Origin of the sequence: Pontibacter sp. E15-1 (assembly GCF_022601975.1) — a bacterium.
Lineage (GTDB): Bacteria > Bacteroidota > Bacteroidia > Cytophagales > Hymenobacteraceae > Pontibacter.
This window is the reverse complement of record NZ_JAKVIR010000003.1, coordinates 224384-242711: the sequence shown is the minus strand read 5'-3', so window position 1 is coordinate 242711 and position 18328 is coordinate 224384. Positions and strand designations below refer to the sequence as shown.

Genomic DNA, 18328 nt, shown 5'->3' with positions numbered 1-18328 from the left:
AAACTTACAGTGAATAGTACAGGCATATTTAGTAAATTTGCGATAACCTAATCTTAAAAATGACACGCGAACTAATAAACGCATTTGGGCGGGTATACCTCACGATTGAAGTGGATAAAACTAACAAATGGGTCCATGTGAATTGGATGGGGTATCTGACAGCTGAAAACATTAAAACAGGCGCTGCGGCCTATACCGCAGAACTGGCGAATGCGGGGTATACCTGCGTGCTGAACGACACACGCCTTATCGTGGGCTCCTGGGGGCATTCGCTGGAATGGGTGCTGGAGGAGTGGGCTCCGCAGGCGGCCAGAGCCGGCCTGAAGCACTTCGCCATGATCACCACGCCCGAGTCATTTGCGGAGTCCACCGCGATGGAGTTTTACCAGAACTCCATCGCATTTGAGGTGAAGACGTTTGATGACATGGGAACCGCGAAAAGCTGGCTTCAACAATTCTCGGTTCCGTTAGGGCAGTAGCCTGTAGCGTGGTGGCGGCCCTTCCTGTCTCTTTGCGGAGGCAGCGTATTCCTGTGAGGGCCGCCACCTGGGCCTGTTCCATACCCTATACCAAGCCAGCACGCGGCAGCCGCTTCCGGTTGGCCCCTGCCTGGCCATAAAACCGCACCACGCCCCCTGCATTTTATACCGTGCCTGCCGGCACCGCATTTCTTTGGGCGCTTGCGCAACGTGCTGGCGCACCCGTAGGCCAGCCAGGCCCGCAGGCAACATGGGGCGTACACTGAAGGGCTGCCTAGGCCTGACGTACAAATTTATTTTCCGTCCTTTTCCAGTGCAAATTTTCGAGGCTCTCCGCCTGCTTTTTCCAGTAAAAGCAACTGTATACGAACACTATTCTCTCCCCAGACTTTATTTTTAGAGAACGCTTCTAAATGCAATTTGCAAAGCGTCAGTACGTTAAATATTCAGGCGTGATAAAATATAAAGTTACTTTGTAACCTTTTTAAGGTTTCAACAATAAAGTGGGGTGAAGCGCTGCCGCTGGCAAGCCTTTGCTGGCACGCGTAATTTTATATCTTTGCTATGACGTTATCCGGTTCGTGCATTGCAGCACCCGAACAACTGCTTTTAACCATGTAATATATAGATAGCGTAATACTCTTGGAGATACGAAGCCTATAGTTCACCCTTAACTGCAACCTAATGCACTTTCTTATACAAAGGCACTTATACATCTGCAGCCTGCTGCTGTGCTTTCTGTTTTTGGGCACGAGGCAGGCGTATGCCCAAGGCACCGTCTCCTGCACCGTTTCGATTGAGTCGGCGCAGGCCTCCAACATTTGCCAGGGCGAGAGCATCACCCTCACCGCCAGGCCCGGCAATAACTTCACCCCGGATACGCACCAGTGGTTTCTTGATGGAAGCGCAATCACCGGGGCCACCTCCTCCACCTATACATCCAATGTGCCGGGCACCTATACCGTGGAGGTTACCGGGCCCAGTTGCACCGGCACAATCACGTCGGGCCAGTTCTCGGTGGTGCAAGACCCCACGCCGGGCCGCCCCACGCTCAGCGTGACGCCCACCGGGGCCATCTGCTCCGGCACGCAGCTCACGTTTAACGTGCCAAACGGTGACCCGGACGTGATCTATGTATGGGACTTCGGCAACGGCAACTCGGCATCCACGACAGGCACTGATCCGATCACGCAGATGTATGACTCTACCGGAATAGGCACTGCCTCCTTCACGGTACAAGTGTTTGGCGTAAGCAGGAAGGGCTGCGCCTCCGATACCGTCAGCCAGACCATCAACGTGAAGCAGAAGCCCATCGTGGCTTTCACCGAAGCGAACGACTTCCAGATCTGCCTGCCCGACACCGTGGCACCCGCCGACACGGCCATCTTCGCCACCATCACCAATACCACCCAGGAGCCCTACCTCGGCGACATTGCCCGCTACATTGTGGATTGGGGCAACGGGGAAACCAAATCATACCTCAACAGCGACTTCCCGATTAAAAACCCGACCGCCTACGATACGCTGGGTAACTACCCGATCAAGATCCAGGCGGTGAACAAAAACGGCTGCGCGGCGGAGTTTACGCAGGTGTACAAACTGAGCCAGGAGCCCAAGGCAAACTTCACCATCGACAAGAAGGAGCGCCTGGAAGAAGCCCAGATGCCACCCTGCGTGCCCGTGGTGGTTACGCCCGCCGACAGCTCCACGGGAGGCAACCTGTCCTATACATGGTCGGTGCAGCCAGATCAGGGGTATACCCTGCAGTCCGGCTCGCTGGATGCCGCAGACCCGGTGTTTATCTTTAATGAGTCCGGGGTATATAATATCGAGCTGGTGGTGGAGAACGGCTGCGGCACCGACACCACCTCACAGAGCATCGTGGTTGGCTGGCCACAGGTGCAGATCCCGTCGAGCGTGACCGAGTGCGGCCCCACCACTATTGACTACAGCAGCAGTGGCGCTGGCGGCGGAGGCGGCGCTCCAGGGGGCGGTGGCTTGATGATCGACAAGAACCTGGGCGAGAACGTGACCGTGACCATCACCATCACCGGCCCGACCAGCACCACCCGAACGTTCAACTCCGACACCTTCCAGTTTGCGTACGACTTTACCCGGCCCGGCACCTATACCGTGGCGGTAGAGGCCGTGAACGAGTGCGGCAGCTCCAACGCCATCTACCAGGGGCAGCCCGCCCCCACGCAGGAGGTGGTGATTCTGCAGCAGCCGGCCGCGCCTACCATACAGGCCCCGGGTGCCGTCTGCGCCGGCGAATCGGTAACGCTCACGCCGTCCGGCCCCGGCCCGATATACGCCTGGTTTGAGTCTGAGGCTCCCGCTGCCATACCTGTGGCTGTGGGCCCTTCGTTCACCACGCCGTCGCTCTCCGATGACATCACGTATTACGTGGCCGCCATAGACACCGCAAACAACATCCAGTGCATCGGCCCAAAAACACCTGTTGCCATCGACGTGGTGCCGGGCATCACCAACAACACCATTGAAGGGGAGCCGGCGCGCAACGTCTGCAAAGGCGAAACGCCCGCCGAGCTTACCGGCAGCACGCCGGAGGGCGGCGACACCAGCGTGCCCTACAGCTATACCTGGCAGTTGAGCACCACCGGCCCGAGTGCCGGGTTTACCGATGCGCCGGGCGTGAACAACACGATCAACTATACCCCCACCGCGGCTGTGACGACCAACACGTGGTTCCGGCGCCTGGTGCTCTCCGGCAACTGCAACACCGACTCCAGCAACGTGGTCGCCATCATTGCGGTGGACCCGGTGCCTGCCAGCGCCAACACCATCAGCCCGGCCCAGGAAATATGCGAGGGCGACACCCCGGCCCCGCTGATCGGCTCGCGGCCTACCGGCGGTGCCGGAGGGCCTTATACCTACCTCTGGGAAATCAGCACGGAGGGACCGGCGGCGGGCTTTGTGGCCGCACCGGGCGCGAACAACACCGAGAACTATACCTTCCCGGCAGGGGCCCTGAACCAACCCGAGACCTGGGTGCGCCGCGCCGTGACGTCAGGGGGCTGCACCGCTTACTCTGAGCCGATCAAGATCACCGTCTTCCCGGCCATTGCCAACAACACCATCGGCAACGATCAGGAGGTATGCACCGGCACAGCGCCCGTGGCCCTCACCGGGTCGGCCCCGACGGGCGGCAACGGCACTTATACCTACCTCTGGGAAAGCAGCACGGCAGGCCCGGACAGAGGGTTTGCCGCGGCCGCGGGCACCAACACCGGCCAGAGCTATACCCCGGGCAACATCGCCCAGACCACCTTTTACCGCCGCGTGGTAACGGCAGGAGACTGTACGCCGAACACAAGCGAGGTGGTGACGATAGAGGTGAACGAGGGCATCCAGAACAACAGCATCACCGCCGATCAGCCTGCCGTGTGCGCCAGCCAGACCACAGTGACGTTCCGGGGCAGCACCCCGACGGGCGGCACCGGCACCTATACCTACCTTTGGGAGAGCAGCACAAGCGGCCCGACAGCGGGCTTTAACCCGGCTGCCGGCACCAATGATGGCATCAACTATACCTCGCCCACGCTTACCCAGAACACCTGGTTCAGGCGGGTGGTCAGTTCCGAGGGATGCTCCAGGGCATCGGAGGCTATCGAGATAACCGTGAATCCGCTGCCCGAAAACCCGGTGCTGGCAACACGCGATGCCAGGGCCTGCCCGGACGGGTCGGCAACGCTGGAAGTGACAAACGCGAACGGCAACACCATCGAGTGGTATACCGCACCCACCGGCGGGGCACCCATATTTGTGGGGCCGATCTTTACCACGCCTAGCCTGCAGCAGACCACTACCTATTATGCCCAGGCCGTGAACGCGAATACATGTATGAGTGCGGCGCGCACCGAGGTGACGGTGACCATTGTGGAGCCCGTGGCCGACGCTGGCGAGGATGTGACCATCATACAGGGCCGCACGGCGGAGTTGCGGGCAACTGGCGGCGTGACGTACCTGTGGGAACCGGCCGAGGGGCTGAACAACCCGACGCTGGCACGGCCGATCGCCTCGCCACAAGAGACCACCACCTATACCGTGACCGTAACCACGGCAGAGGGCTGTACCGCCACCGACGAGGTGACCGTGACCGTGATCCCGGCCATAACCGTGCCCAACGCCTTTACCCCCAACCGCGATCAGGTGAACGAAACCTGGGAGATCGAGAACCACGAGAACTACCCCGAGATGCGCGTGGAGGTGTTTAACCGGTGGGGCAACAGGATCTTCAGCTCCTCGGCAGGGTATAACGTGCCCTGGGACGGCACCTACAACGGCGAAGTGCTGCCGGTGGCAACCTATTACTATATCATTTACCTCAACAGTACCGAAAAGCCGATTTCCGGGAACGTGACCATCATCCGCTGATTTTATGAAGAAGCCGCTTCTACTGATCCTCTTTTTTGCAGCGCTGAGCATGCAGGCGATGGCACAGCAACGCCCGCAGTATAGCCAGTACATGCTCAATAATTTCCTGCTCAACCCCGCCATCACCGGCATCGAGGACTACGCCGATGTGCGGGTGAGCCACCGGCGGCAGTGGGTGGGTATCGACGGGGGCCCGGTCACCTCGTACGTGACGGCGCACACGCCGCTCAACAAAGGTGCCTCCGGCAACAAGTACCACCGGGCGCTGGCCCACCATGGGGTGGGTGTTGGGTTCCATACCGATAAAACGGGGCCGCTGCGCAGGTCGGGGCTCAATTTCTCCTATGCCTACCATCTGCCGCTCACCACCACGCTCAACGTGTCGGCGGGCGCCTCGGCGGGCCTTATCCGGAACTCCGTAAACTCGGCAGAGCTGGAGTTTACCAACCCCAACGACCCGCTGATGGGCGGCGGCAGCATCAACAACAGCCTGTTCGACCTGAACCTGGGGTTGTGGGTGTATACCCGCAACTTCTCCGTGGGCATCTCGGGGGCGCAATTGCTGGAAGACGTGGGGAGCTTTCAGCCGGTGGAGAACAGGGAAGCCACCTTCGGGCTGCAGCGGCACTACTTCCTGACGGGCAGTTACCGCTTCGAGCCGACAGAGCAGCTGGATGTGATCCCGTCGGTCATGCTGAAGCTGGCAGACCCAAGCCCGCTCTCGATTGACGCCAGCGTGCGCGTGCTCTACGACGAGCGCTTCTGGGTAGGGGCCTCCTACCGCCACAACGATGCCATCGTGGGTATGTTTGGCGTGTACGTGAGCCCGCTGCTGGATATCTCTTACTCCTACGACGCGACTACCTCCACCCTGAACCGGGTGAGCGCCGGCACGCACGAAGTGGTGGTAGGCTTCAAGTTGCTGAACAAGCGCCGGATTATTTGTCCGCAATGGGTATGGTAGTCCGCTGGCACCGCTAAAACCTTCTCATTCTCCTTTGCGCCGCCGCAGTTCCTCCACATGAGGAGCTGCGGCGGTTTTTTTTGCCCTCCCAAATACAAATTCTATACTGGTTCTGATATTATCTTTGAATAACCCAATTTTAAGGTATTTATAAAGGCAATGTTTTCAGCAATAAGTTTGATAATTTGAAGCATATATATTTATTTATAACTATTATTGCATAAGAATTCTTTTACCTAAAAAGTGAAAGTTCTCAAAATAGATTGTGTGGCACTTAAATAGATGCTATTATCACCTGCAGGCATAGCAGGTATAGAAAATAGCACAATAGGCATACATTTATTTACATAACACGTGGCTTTCTTTTGACAAAGCCTGCTTTTTTCAGAAACCGGGAGCGGGTAAGTAATTGATAATATTCAATATGCTGAAATTGGCCACGAAGTGTGTTCTCTTAAAATAGAGTTCCGATATAAAGAACATATAGAATAATAGTTGATGCGTAGCATTTTACAAAAAGTCATATTTCTGGTGCTTGGCTTTTGCATGGTGGCTCGTGTTGCTTTTCCCCAAAGCGCCCCGGCGCTCGGGCCGGTGTACGAGTTCAGTGCGCTGGCGTCGAAGAAAGTGCTGAGCGAAGGACGGACCGTGGTGCATGCGAGTGTAGGCACTTCCGATGGCCCGATAGAGGGCTTTCCGCCCGGTGAGATCAGGAGAGAAAAGCACGAGCGGGACGCCTTTGCCAAACAAGCCGTTGCGCAGGCACTGGATGTGCAGGCCTTTCTGGCCAGCCAGGTGCCCACGGCTACGCTGGGCGGCGGCAGCCTGTCCGGAAAAACGATCATGCCAGGGGTATACCGCATCACCGATGAAGCCACTCTGACAGGCAAGCTAACCTTCAACGGGGATGGGGAAGACAACCCGCTGATCATCATTCAGGTGGACGGCGACCTTGAGATTCAGCGCACTGACTATGAGATGCTCAACGGGGCAGGCGGCATCAACCTGTTCTGGGTGGTGGATGGCGACGTGAAGGTGAGCAGAGGAGCCTCGGCGCTGGGGAACATCTTCGCCACCGGCAACATCCAGCTCAACGACGGGGCGCAGCTGCAGGGCCGCCTGATCGCGCCGCAGGGCGAGATTAAGATCATCAACAGCGTGCTCAGCTTTCCGGCCGACCTGGAAGTGAAACTCAGCAAAACACCGGGTTCCAAAGGCACCAGCATCTACAATTTCGGCGAAACGATCACCTATACCATCACCGTCCGGAACAACGGGCCGGTAAACGAAAACGGCGTAGTGGTGGATGGCATCCAGTTTACTGGCGAGCTGCTGAGCGCTACCTCCTCGCTGGCAGGCGCCACCTTCAGCGGCGGCAAATGGACAATAGGCAACCTGGCCTACAAAGAGACAGCCACCCTGACCATCACCGCCCGGATCAACATAACGGGCTCAGGGTATATGCGGGCGCTGGTGTATGGGTTTGGCATTGACGAGATTCGGACCAACAATACCGCCGACCTTAACTTCTGTGTGCTCCTCACGGAGATTGGCTCGATAACCGGGCCGCGCGATGTGTGCAAGAGTGAGCGCTACATCTACAGCATCGCCCCGGTAGAGGGGGCCACTCGCTATACCTGGAATGTGCCTTCGGGCTGGAGTTATACCATACTGGAGCCCACGAGCATCCAGGTGACAGCTGGCGCTAACGCAGGCTTTGTAAAGGTAACCGCCAGCAACACCTGCGGCGAGGGACCCGCCAGATCCTTTGAAGTGACCAGCCAGGACGCTCCGCCCGCAAAGCCCCTGCCGATCAGCGGGCCCGGTGAGCTTTGCGGTCAGCAATCAGGGCTTGCCTACAGCATTGCCCCCGTGGCGAACGCCACCAGCTATACCTGGACAGTGCCGGAAGGCTGGAAAGTGATAACAGGGCAGGGCACCACGGAAATAACAGTGAACACGGCCGGAAACGGTGGCGAGATAAGCGTGCAGCCCGCCAACTCCTGCGGCACCGGCCACGCGCAGGCACGGAATGTTTCCATCTATGACGGTGTGCCCGCCGCCCCGGCCGCAATCCGGGGTGCCGCTCAGGGCTGCGTAGGCACGATAATCAGCTATGAGGTAGATGCAGTGGCGGGCGCGGGCGCTGACGGTTATACCTGGCGCGTGCCTTCAGGCTGGACTATCACAGCAGGTCAGGGCACCCGCAAAATAACAGTTAAGGTAGGTTCTGGCACCGGCGATATTGCGGTGCAGGCAGCGAGCTCCTGCGGCATGGGCCCCGCCGCCACCCTGGCGGTGCAGCCTGTTACCGCCGCCCCTGCGGCGCCTGGCCCCATCACGGGCGCCCCCCTGGCCTGTGCCGTGGAAAAAGGACTTGTCTACAGTGTCTCGCCGGTGGCAACCGCCCTCAGCTACGACTGGCGTTTTCCGGCTGGTTGGGAAATCATATCGGGAGCTGGCACAAACCAGGTGACCGTGAATGCCAGTGGCACTGGCGGCGAAGTGTCCGTGGCTACCCTGAACAGCTGCGATGCCAGCGCCAGAACCACCATGACGGTGCAAGCGACGCTAAACGCCCCCGCTGCGCCGGAGGCGATTACAGGCGTGCAGTTTGGCTGTGCGAGCAGCAGTGGCACATATAGTATAGTTGCTGTGAGCGGTGCCTCAAGCTATGTCTGGACCGTGCCAGCTGGCTGGAGCATTACCGATGGCCAGGGCAGCACCAGCATCCAGGTGACGGTGGGCACCGGCACGGGCAGCGTTACCGTGAAAGCCGTTAATGCCTGCGGTGCGGGCCCTGAGAAAACCTTGTCGGTAACGCCTGTATCCGGGGCACCAGCGGGAGTACAGCTATCAGAGGCAAACAGCAGCGTATGCGTGGGCGCCACCTTCACGGTGGAGGCGCTTCAGGCAGAGCGCGTAGAGGCCTATACCTGGCAAGTGCCGTCTGGCTGGGCCATCGTCTCGGGGCAGGGCACGGCGCAACTTACCGTGAAGGCAAACAGTGCCAGCGGAACCGTGCGCCTCACGGCATCCAACGGCTGCGGCGAACGGAAAGTGAGCAAGGAAATCGTGGTTTCTACGCTGCCGCCAGCCACGCCGGGCCCGATCACGGGAACAGCCGCTGCCTGCGAAAGCAGCATCCAGACCTACAGCATTGCCGCAGTGAGCGGTGCCACCTCCTATACCTGGGCCGTGCCAACCGGCTGGTCCATTCTGAAAGGACAGGGAACCACAGCCATAGAGGTGAGAGCAGGCAACACCACTGGCAACGTGACCGTGACAACCGCCAACGGATGCGGCAACAGCAGCCAGAGTGCGGTGCTTGCCGTAGCCCCCACAAGCGGCGTGCCGGGAGCCATAGCAGCCATTAAAGCCCCTCAAAGCGGTTTTTGCCAGGGCACGGCCAACCTTTCCTACAGCGTAGCCTCCGTTTCCAAGGCCACAACATACGTCTGGACGGTGCCGGCAGGCTGGAGCATCACTTCCGGTCAGGGCACTTCCAGCATCCTCGTTAAAGCGGGCAACACTGCCGGCGACATCACGGTAACCGCCGCCAACGACTGCGGGGCAGGCAACACCAAAGCCATTCAGGCTGCGCCCCAGACCTTGCCCGTGGCTCCCGTGCTGACCGCCGGCCCTCGGGACCCGTGCCTCGGCTCCAGCACCACGTATGCCGTTTCGGGCACTGGCGGCATCGATGCCTATGTATGGGAAGTGCCAGCCGGGTGGGAGATCGTGAGTGGCCAGGGCACTGCCTCGATTGAGGTGAAAGTGACACGCACCGCCGGTCAGGTGAAAGTGACGGCGAGCAACAGCTGCGGCGGCAGCAGCGTGACGGCGCTGGACGTAACCCCAGCTGAAGGGGTGCCTGCCGCGCCGGGTGCCGTGCAAGGGCCCGCAACGGTATGCACAGGCAGTCCGGTCAGTTACAGGGTTTCTTCTGCCAGCAGCGCCGTGGCCTATACCTGGAGCGTGCCCACAGGCTGGGCCATCACGGCAGGGCAGGGCAGTGCTGAGATAACCGTGGTAGCCGGAACCGGCGCCGGAACCGTGGCTGTGGCTGCTGTCAGTGGCTGCGGTGGCAGCCAGAAAACGTCCATGGAGGTGCGTGCCGTGCCTGTAGCAACACCATCCCCCATCCTCGACCGCAGCACGCCTTGTGCCGGACTGGTATATGAGGTAGAGGCGGTAACCGGAGCCACGGCGTATGTCTGGGCGGTGCCGGTTGGCTGGACCATCACGGCGGGCCAGGGCACCCCCAGGATTGCAGTGACGCCCGGTGACGGCACGGGCACCATCAGCCTGACAGTGGGCAACGGCACCTGCAACAGCGGGGCTATCAGTATCACGCCAGACAAAGAGCTCGCGAAAACAGAGCTGTCGTTCCCGAACGTGTTCTCCCCCAACAACGACGGCAACAACGACACCTGGGTGATCCGGAACATCCAGAACTACCCTAAGAACGAACTGACCGTGTTGAACCGCTGGGGCAACGAGGTATACAAGGCCAAAGGATACCAGAACAGCTGGCACGGCGACAACCTGAGCGAGGGCACTTACTTTTATGTGGCCCGCGTGCAGCTGTGCGATGGGGGGGAGCAGGTTTTCAAAGGATTTGTGACGATAGTGAGGTAAGCAGATGGGCAAGCATGTGAATAAGCGAACGATTTTACTTTTATTGTTGGGGCTGGCGACGGCCCCGGCAGCGGTGGCACAGCAGGCACCGCAGTACAGCCAGTATATTTTCAACGAGCTGGTGATTAACCCTGCCTACGCAGGAAGCAAGCAGATCCTGAACATCAACGCGACGTACCGCAACCAGTGGACGGGCTTTGAGGGGGCCCCGACCACCCAGACCATCAGCATCGACGGGCCGGGCTACAGCAAGCGGCTGGGCTGGGGGCTGCACCTGGTAAACGACGAGATTGGAGTGCAGCGGCAGACGGGGGCTTTCCTGAACGCCGCCACCCGCGTGAGCCTGGACCGCTATTCGACCCTTTCGCTGGGGATGGCAGTGGGCGCCCTGCAGTATACCCTCGACGGCTCCCGACTGCAGCCCGGCAGCGACACGCCGGACATGGCAGTGCCCCAAACACGCGTCTCCCAGATTCTCCCGGACCTGAAAGTAGGGCTCTTCTTTAACACGGAGCGCTATTACGCCGGATTTTCGGCCGCCAGCCTGTTCCCCTTCAAAGACAGCAACACCGAGATCGCCACGCCGCGCCGCCACTACTTTCTGTCTACGGGCTACCTGTTCGACCTGAACCGGAACGTGCGCCTGAAGCCGAGCATCCTGATAAAGGAAGACTTCCGGAGCCCCACCAGCATCGACCTGAACGCTTTTCTGCTGTTCTACAACCGCATCTGGGCGGGCACCTCGTACCGCACCGCCATGCCCATGTTCACGAAGCAGGAGATGAAGCAGCTCGACAAGCGGAACGCGCTGGCCGTGATGGCGCAGGTATACGTGACGCAGAAGTTCCGGGTGGGCTATTCCTACGACATCAGCCTGACGGCGCTCCGGAACTACGGAAGCCACGAGGTGTCGCTCGGCTACACGTTCCTGCAGAAGAAATACGGGCGCATCCTGACGCCCCGCAACCTATAACCGCTACAGCGCACGCTTTATGAGAATCCGTATTACCCTTCCGCTGTTGCTGCTTTGGCTGATATTTGGGGTGCCTGTGGCGGTGCGCGCCCAGGACATGAAGCAGGCGGACAAGTACTTTCAGAATTTCGAGTTCAGTCTGGCCCTCGAGGCCTATAAGGCCATCCTGGAGAAAGGAGAGCCCAACCTGACGGTGGTGCAGCGCATCGCCGACAGCTACCGCATCCTCAACAACAGCAAAGAGGCCGAGTTCTGGTATGCGCAGGCCACCACCTTCCCTGAGGCCGACCCCGCCAACACCTTCCTCTACGCCGAGTCCGCAAAGCGCAACGCCAACTACGGCAAGGCAAAGCAGCTCTTCCAGGACTATGGCCGCAAAGTGCCGGCGCAGGCCACGCTGGCGCTCCGCATGGCTGCCTCCTGCGACACCGCCCTGCACTGGATGCAGCGGCCGGAGCCGTTCGACGTAAAGCCGCAGCGGAGCCTGAACAGCACAGGAGCCGATTTCAGCCCCGTAAAACTGGCTGAGGGCCTGCTCTTCGCCTCCGACAGGCTCACGGTGGATAAGAAGCGGCAAACGGAGCGCAGCAACTGGACGGGCAACGGCTACATCCAGCTATACATCGCCAAGGCCACCTCCGACAGCACGTATGCCGCGCCTGTGCCGCTGCCCGCCTCCGTAAACACCGCCTACCACAACGGCCCAGCTGTTTTTCTGGAGAAAGAGCAGACGCTCTACTTTACCCGCACGCAGGTAGTGAAAAGCAGCGGCGGCCGCGCCAACTCCGACCCGACCAGTTGGTTTAAGGGCAGCGACAACGGCACCCATACCAACCGCCACGGTCTTTATACCGCCGTGCGCAAAGGCGATAAGTGGGACAATGTGAAAGCCTTCAAGTACAACAGCACCAGTGAGTTCTCTATCGGCCACCCGGCCATCACCCCGGATGGGCAGGTGCTGTATTTTGTGTCTGACATGCCGGGAGGTTTCGGCGAGACGGATGTATACTACTGTGAGCGCCAGCCCGACGGTTCCTGGGGCGAGCCCGTGAACGCGGGCAGCGCCATCAACACCAGCGGGCGCGAGAGTTTCCCCAGCCTGAGCGCGGGCGGTACCCTGTACTTCTCCTCCGACGGGCACCTGGGGATGGGCGGTCTGGACATCTTTAAAGCTATCGGGGCGCACAAGGCATGGACGGGAGTGGAGAACCTGAAGTACCCGCTCAACACCTCGCACGACGATTTTGGCATCCTGGCCGACAGCGCGGGCACCAGGGGCATGCTTTCCTCGGGCCGCATGGGGCAAAGCAGTTCCGACGAAATCTTTACGTTTGAGGAATACCACGTGCCCTGCACGCTGATCGGGCGCACCGTGGAGCGCTTCGCCGTTGCGGGCACCTCCCGAAAAAAGGAGGAACCGGTAGCGCGCGTGCTGCTACAACTGACCGAGGAGGGCGGCGGGACCCCGCTCGAAGTATACTCCGACAGCAACGGCGACTTCGCTTTTCAGGTGAAGGCGGGGATCAGCTATGTTATCCGGGGCTCCAAGCCAGAGTACCTGACCCAGACGCGGAGCCTCACGCCCGACTGCCGCTTCAACACAGACTCGCTGAAGGTGGAGATGGTGTTTAACCGCAGCACGCCCAACAAGCCCATCGTGCTCGATAATATCTTTTACGACCTCGACAAATACAACATCCGGCCGGACGCCGCCAGAGAGCTGGACCAACTGGTGCAGATGCTGAACGATAACCCAGAAATTCGCATCGAGCTGAGCTCCCACACCGACAGCCGCCAGTCTGACCGCTACAACGAGATGCTCTCGCAACTCCGGGCGCAGGCCGCCTCAGACTATGTCGTGTCCAGGGGTATAGACCGGGATCGGCTCAAGGCCAAAGGCTACGGCGAGACGCGGCTCATCAACCGCTGCAAAGACGGCGTGTCCTGCTCCGAAACAGAGCACCAGGAAAACCGCCGCACCGAGTTCAAAATTCTGAGGTAACACCCGTCCCATACCCCCGACCTGACCTGACCTCACAGTGTCCGAAGGTCCTGTGAGTGTCTGGGAATGCAGTGCCCGAGAATATCAACATCTGAGAATGCAGTGCCTGAGAAGACCAGTGCCCGAGAATATCAGTATCCGGGAAGTTCAGCTATCCGGGAAGGCCAATATCCAGAAAGATCAGAACTTTTCCTCCAGCCACAAAAAGCCGCTGCTTAGCACAAACAGCAGGAAGAACCACAGGAGTGGCAGGGGCTTTTGGGTATAGGCAATGGCGCCATCGGCTGTAGGGGAAGCCTGCTGCTGTGCCAGGAAAGCCTGCGTTTCCTGCCGCCTCGCCTGCAAATCTGCGAAAACCCAGTCGGAAGTATCCTGCACAAAAAAGAAATAAGGCGCGGTATCCGGTGCCTGGGCGCGGTGCCAGCCACTGCGGTGGGGCCGGAAGGTGCCGCTGAACTGCGCAGGTTGCACCGGGTTTTGCGCCAGCGGCAAGTCTACCGTGGACGAGTCGGCAAGGCGCATGACGGTGGCGGCTGGCAAGGCAGGGTATGGAGTGGTATAATCAGTGAATGTGAGTGTGAGAGGCTGATTAGGCTGCGGCACCTGCGGGTCCGAGAGCTGCCAGAACCTGTCCTGCACCTCCTGCCGCGCCACCCCCGACAGCAAACTAGCCCAATAGCTGGCGTATACCGCTTGCTGCCCCTCCAGTTGCCACGGAAACGTTTGGGGCACCAGGCTGAGCGCCACCTTTCCCCAACCCGCCCGCTTTGCCGCCGCTAACAGTTGGCCCGGTTGCCCGGCCACCAGACCCGTAACCGCTGTCGTGCGCACCAGGGAATAAGGTGCGGCGGTGACGGAGGCGGGAGCGTTGTCGGCCCAGGAGGCGCGGGTGCTGCGCGCGTCCTGACGGGAGCGTCGTTCCATCTGAAACGAGGTAAAGAAAGCCGTACTGCGTTGGGTGGCAGGGGCATTAGAGATGGTGAGCACACCCAGCCCCTCCTCGGTTACGGCACGCTGCAGGGTGGCCCGCTCTGTGGCAGATAGCAGCTGTAATGCCTGTGGCTCCGTGAGCACGACGTCAAACTGCTGCAGGAGCTTGGGCGTGAGGCGGTCGAGGCTGGTGCGGGGCATGTTTAGCCACTCTTGTTGGTAGATGCCCTTGCTGACGGCAGTGCGGAGTGCTACCCCGTGCTGTTGCGCCGCTAGGTGATTCTTCAGAAACCGGAACTCGAAGAGCGGCGAAGAGGCCAGCAGCAACACGCCCAGCGCTTTCACGGGCTTTACCTGCACCGGTACCTGCCCCAGCGTATCCGTTGTTCCGCCCGACTTTCGCAGGATGGTATATATAAACTGACCTGTCTGCTTTGGGGTATAGCGCAACCCGAAACGGGTAGTCGTGTCTGCTGTTGCTACTGCCGAGTCCTGTGCCTGTCCAGCCGCCTGTAGGTATAACCTTGCTCCGTTCTTCCCTGCAACTTTATACCTGCCCGATACCTCTACGGCCTCGCCCAGCGTCACGCTTTCGGGCCAATGCACTGCGGCCATACCCTCTGCCTCGGCAGCCAGGTGCGCCTTTACCTGCAGGCCATGCAGTGCCTGAAGTTCAGCCCCTCTTACGCCATACCCCAACAGGTGCACCCGGACAAGGCCCGGCTGTTTTTTCCGCAGCAGGTAAAGGCTTTCCAGGGGCGTGGCCTTGTCGGCGGACGTGCGGTAGCTGTAGACTTCCGGTTTAGCCTGTGCCTGCCCAAGCAGCTGCCGGAGCGTGTCGGGGTTATACCCCTCGGTTAACAGTATGGCGGTGCCGGGGCTGATCGCCTGTTTGGTGGCGGGCGGAAAAACCAGCAGCACCAGACTGGCCACGGCCACGCCACTGGCCAGCAGCCGAGCTGCCAGCCGTTGCCGGTTGGGCCTTCGCCAGGCCAGCCACAGCAGCAGCGCCAGCATAGGAATGGCAAGAAGCCAGGTAAGTTGCATCATGGCAGGTATGGATTAACGCGGAGGCAGGCCAAGCATGGCCCGGAAGTTCTCCTTCCCCTCCGGCAGCTTTTTCAGGTTTTCGATTAAGGTGATGGCGCGGTCTACGCGAAGCTGGGGGTTCTTTACCGCCCCAACGTGGTGCAGCATATAGCGCTGCATGCCGGGCTTGAGCAACAGAAACCGTCTGTTGCCTTCCTCGTCCTGCCGCAGCAGCTCGGCCATCTCGGCGGGGACCTCTGTTCCGTAGGGGCTGTCGTCTTTCTCCAGCGCTACCGCTACAGTGCTGCCCAGCTTAACCTCCAGCTCCTGCATGCGCTTTTTGCTGATGGTGATATAGGCTTTTCCCTCTCCCAGCGCCACCAACCCACACTGGAAAGTGAGCTTGCCGTTTACGGTGCAGTGCAGGCGGCCCGCTTCAAGCGCTTGTGCCACCTCCTTCGGCACCTCCAAATAGTGCATGCCGGGCAGGTGCGTGAGCAGGCCGATGTGGGTTTGGAAGTGTGTCATGCGTTATATTTGATATTATTTTTTTGCTTCTTCTTATTTCTCACGCTGTCATCCTGAAAGGATCTTGCGGCAAGTTGCGTCAGCTTAACCTGCCGGGGAAAGAGGCCCGCTACGGCTGCCAAGTTTCTTTCAGGATGACAAATGAATACAAACGATGATGCCATCGCTGTGATTTCCGTCTCACTCGCCTTTACTTTTTCTGCTGCAGCCTTTCCATATACTCGTGGGCCAATTTGCCTCGCCGTGCCGTTTGCGGCTGCGGGGTTTGCTCTGCTGGTGGCAGCCCTGCCACCCATGCCCGCTCCACTGCGGCCAGGCAGGCAGGGCACAAACGCTTCCCTGCTTTCACTTCCGTGATGACCTGCCGCAAATCCTGCAACGCGCGCAAATTATTCCCCGATCCGTTGCGCAGTGCCTGCCGGGCCAACTCCTGCCCTGCCAGCTCCAGCACCTGCGCGTCCGTCGGTTTATACCTGCCGCTTTGCCGGTAGCGCTCCAGCCAGGCCAGGACCGCCCGGGTATGGGGCAGCTCCGTCTCGTTTTCGATCGTTTGCCGCTCAGCCAGCGGCGTGATCTTGTTCAGTTCCCCCGACAGGCGCAGTTCGGGTTCTTTCAGGGGCGGGGCCTCGAAGCTGGTCTTGGCCACATACGCCCGCTGCGACTGTTGCACCTCCTTCAGCATGCGCAGCGCCTTGTACTCGAAGGGCAGTGCCTCTTTTGGCTTGTGCGTGCGCAGGCGCAGCTCGGCCTCCCACATTTGCGCCAGCGATCCCTTCAGTTTTGCTTTCACGGCAGGCTCAAAAATGGTGGCCTCGTCTTCCTGGTCATGCTTGTGCACATAGGGGTCGAGGAGCGCCTGCGGGTCGTTCTGGTTCTCAAACTCCGGATGGTCGTGCCCGTCTCCGGCAGCGTGCATGGCCTCGTCGTGGCCCTCAGCGCCTTCCGGTATGCCGCCTCCCGGCCCGATGCCCGACGCAGACTCCTCGCCCAGAAACTTGCCGTAGCGCAGGCGCAGCAGCTTCTGGTCCACGCCGATGTTGTTCGAGCGCTCCTCAAAGGCGGCGCGGGAGATGCTTTTCTGTTCCTTCAGCAGCTTTTCGGTGTCGAGGATGATCTGGCGCTGGCTCCGGAAATACTCCGGCACCGGGTTCACGCCCATCGACATGTCAAAGGACGACTCGACGATGGTGGTGTCCTCGATCTGCACAAAATACGTTTCGGAGCGGGTATAGCCGCGGTGGTTGTCCCGTGCCTGCAGGTAAAAATACAGCTCGTCGCCATACGTCATGCCCAGTTGCTTAAGGTCCAGGGTTTTGTTGATGGCAAAGCTGCGGCGGGTGCCTTGCAAGCCAAGGCTGATTTCCTGCTCCCGGAACTTTACCGCCTCCCCCGAGCCCTTGGCCACGGTGGCGACCATGGTTGCCTCCCGGATGCCGTAATCGTCGGAGAACTGGGCGCGCACATTTATGCGCTGCGGCTGGCCAAACAGAATCTCGGTATACTGCTTCGGGTGTTGCACCTGGATGGCCGGTGGCTCGTCCGGGATGATCTCGAGGGTATAAAATGCCGACTGCTGGCCATTAAGGCGAAAGTGGTATACCGCGGGCGAAGAGAAGCTGCGCGCCAGGGTATACACATTCTCCCTGGCCTTCAGGTTAGTCGGGGCTGTTTCGTTTAGCACCAGCTGCAGGGCTTTGGCTGGCCTGTTGGTTCGGATGCGCCAGCTGACGGTGGCCCCCTCCGCTACTTTGAGGTTCAGCCCCTCCGCCATGTAGGTGCGTTTGCCTGTATAAGCAGGCGGCGTGATCGTGATGTCGACTTTCTCAATTACGGTGGCGGTGTCTGCCGCCGGGGCGGGTGCGCCCGGAAAGCTGACCTGTATCTTTTCCGGGGCCTCTTTAGAGGGAATTGGTGCGGCCGGGAGGTATAAAATCCCGGCGGAAAGCGCCAGCGCCAGACCCAGCACCACATACGTGGCGGTGCCGCGGAGGCTAAAGGTCTTTTCTTTCTCCGGATGAAGTTCCTGCAGTTTCCCGGCTACTTTCTGTTGTTGCAGCCGCTCCAGCAGGTTCAGGGAATCGGGGTGGCGGAGCAGCAGCGCGGTGCTGTCTTCCAGCGCCGGGTACTGCCGGTTGAGGTGCCGGGCCACCTGCTGCACGTCCGTTTTCCGGAGGCTGTGCCAGTGCCAGGCCATATACCCTGCCGCCCCCAGCATCAGGGCTGCGGCCGCCCCCGCGAACACAGGCACCTGGCCCCAGGTATGCAGCAGCGCCATACCCAACAGCAGGGCCGCCAGCGCCTGCAGGGCATAGAGCAGCCCCTTCGCCCGCACATACTGCCTACGAATCCGGTGCAACGCCTGAATGCTGTTTTCCAAAGCCATA

The 18328-nt window shown here is 60.0% G+C and carries 9 protein-coding genes; 6 read left to right on the top strand and 3 right to left on the bottom strand.

Features of this window, described 5'->3' with window-relative positions; genetic code table 11:
• The first annotated feature begins 59 nt into the window (after positions 1-59).
• From MKJ04_RS03685 to MKJ04_RS03660, 6 genes are all read left to right on the top strand, one after another.
• Entirely contained in the window at positions 60-479 is a 420-nt protein-coding gene (locus MKJ04_RS03685) for an STAS/SEC14 domain-containing protein (RefSeq protein WP_241639507.1), read from the top strand.
• Between the two features lie 684 nt (positions 480-1163).
• Positions 1164-4877, top strand: a complete 3714-nt coding sequence (locus MKJ04_RS03680; protein ID WP_241639505.1) for a gliding motility-associated C-terminal domain-containing protein — start codon at positions 1164-1166, stop codon at positions 4875-4877.
• Between the two features lie 4 nt (positions 4878-4881).
• Positions 4882-5841, top strand: a complete 960-nt coding sequence (locus tag MKJ04_RS03675; protein WP_241639503.1) for a type IX secretion system membrane protein PorP/SprF — start codon at positions 4882-4884, stop codon at positions 5839-5841.
• A 498-nt stretch (positions 5842-6339) separates the two neighbouring features.
• The gene (locus MKJ04_RS03670) at positions 6340-10482 is read left to right on the top strand and encodes an ice-binding family protein (RefSeq protein ID WP_241639502.1); all 4143 of its coding nucleotides are present in this window, start codon (positions 6340-6342) and stop codon (positions 10480-10482) included.
• A gap of 16 nt (positions 10483-10498) precedes the next feature.
• Positions 10499-11455 carry a type IX secretion system membrane protein PorP/SprF gene (locus tag MKJ04_RS03665; protein WP_241639501.1) on the top strand — a complete coding sequence of 319 codons (957 nt, stop codon included), beginning with the start codon at positions 10499-10501 and terminating at the stop codon, positions 11453-11455.
• Between the two features lie 19 nt (positions 11456-11474).
• Positions 11475-13457, top strand: a complete 1983-nt coding sequence (locus tag MKJ04_RS03660; protein WP_241639500.1) for an OmpA family protein — start codon at positions 11475-11477, stop codon at positions 13455-13457.
• 180 nt (positions 13458-13637) lie between these two features.
• Here MKJ04_RS03660 and MKJ04_RS03655 read toward each other — a convergent pair whose 3' ends face one another.
• From MKJ04_RS03655 to MKJ04_RS03645, 3 genes are all read right to left on the bottom strand, one after another.
• On the bottom strand, positions 13638-15437 hold the full coding sequence (locus tag MKJ04_RS03655; protein ID WP_241639499.1) for a hypothetical protein: 1800 nt from the start codon (positions 15435-15437) through the stop codon (positions 13638-13640).
• Positions 15438-15449: 12 nt separating this feature from the next.
• Entirely contained in the window at positions 15450-15944 is a 495-nt protein-coding gene (locus MKJ04_RS03650) for a DUF1905 domain-containing protein (RefSeq protein WP_241639498.1), read from the bottom strand.
• Between the two features lie 190 nt (positions 15945-16134).
• Positions 16135-18327: a DUF4175 domain-containing protein gene (locus tag MKJ04_RS03645; RefSeq protein ID WP_241639497.1), complete on the bottom strand. Its 2193-nt coding sequence runs from the start codon at positions 18325-18327 to the stop codon at positions 16135-16137.
• Between the last annotated feature and the right edge of the window lies 1 nt (position 18328).

Bases quoted from the DNA above. Each gene is read 5' to 3' on its own strand.
- MKJ04_RS03685 (WP_241639507.1), top strand. From the start codon at position 60: ATGACACGCGAACTAATAAACGCATTTGGGCGGGTATACCTCACGATT.
- MKJ04_RS03680 (WP_241639505.1), top strand. From the start codon at position 1,164: ATGCACTTTCTTATACAAAGGCACTTATACATCTGCAGCCTGCTGCTG.
- MKJ04_RS03675 (WP_241639503.1), top strand. From the start codon at position 4,882: ATGAAGAAGCCGCTTCTACTGATCCTCTTTTTTGCAGCGCTGAGCATG.
- MKJ04_RS03670 (WP_241639502.1), top strand. From the start codon at position 6,340: ATGCGTAGCATTTTACAAAAAGTCATATTTCTGGTGCTTGGCTTTTGC.
- MKJ04_RS03660 (WP_241639500.1), top strand. From the start codon at position 11,475: ATGAGAATCCGTATTACCCTTCCGCTGTTGCTGCTTTGGCTGATATTT.
- MKJ04_RS03655 (WP_241639499.1), bottom strand. From the start codon at position 15,437: ATGATGCAACTTACCTGGCTTCTTGCCATTCCTATGCTGGCGCTGCTG.
- MKJ04_RS03650 (WP_241639498.1), bottom strand. From the start codon at position 15,944: ATGACACACTTCCAAACCCACATCGGCCTGCTCACGCACCTGCCCGGC.
- MKJ04_RS03645 (WP_241639497.1), bottom strand. From the start codon at position 18,327: ATGGCTTTGGAAAACAGCATTCAGGCGTTGCACCGGATTCGTAGGCAG.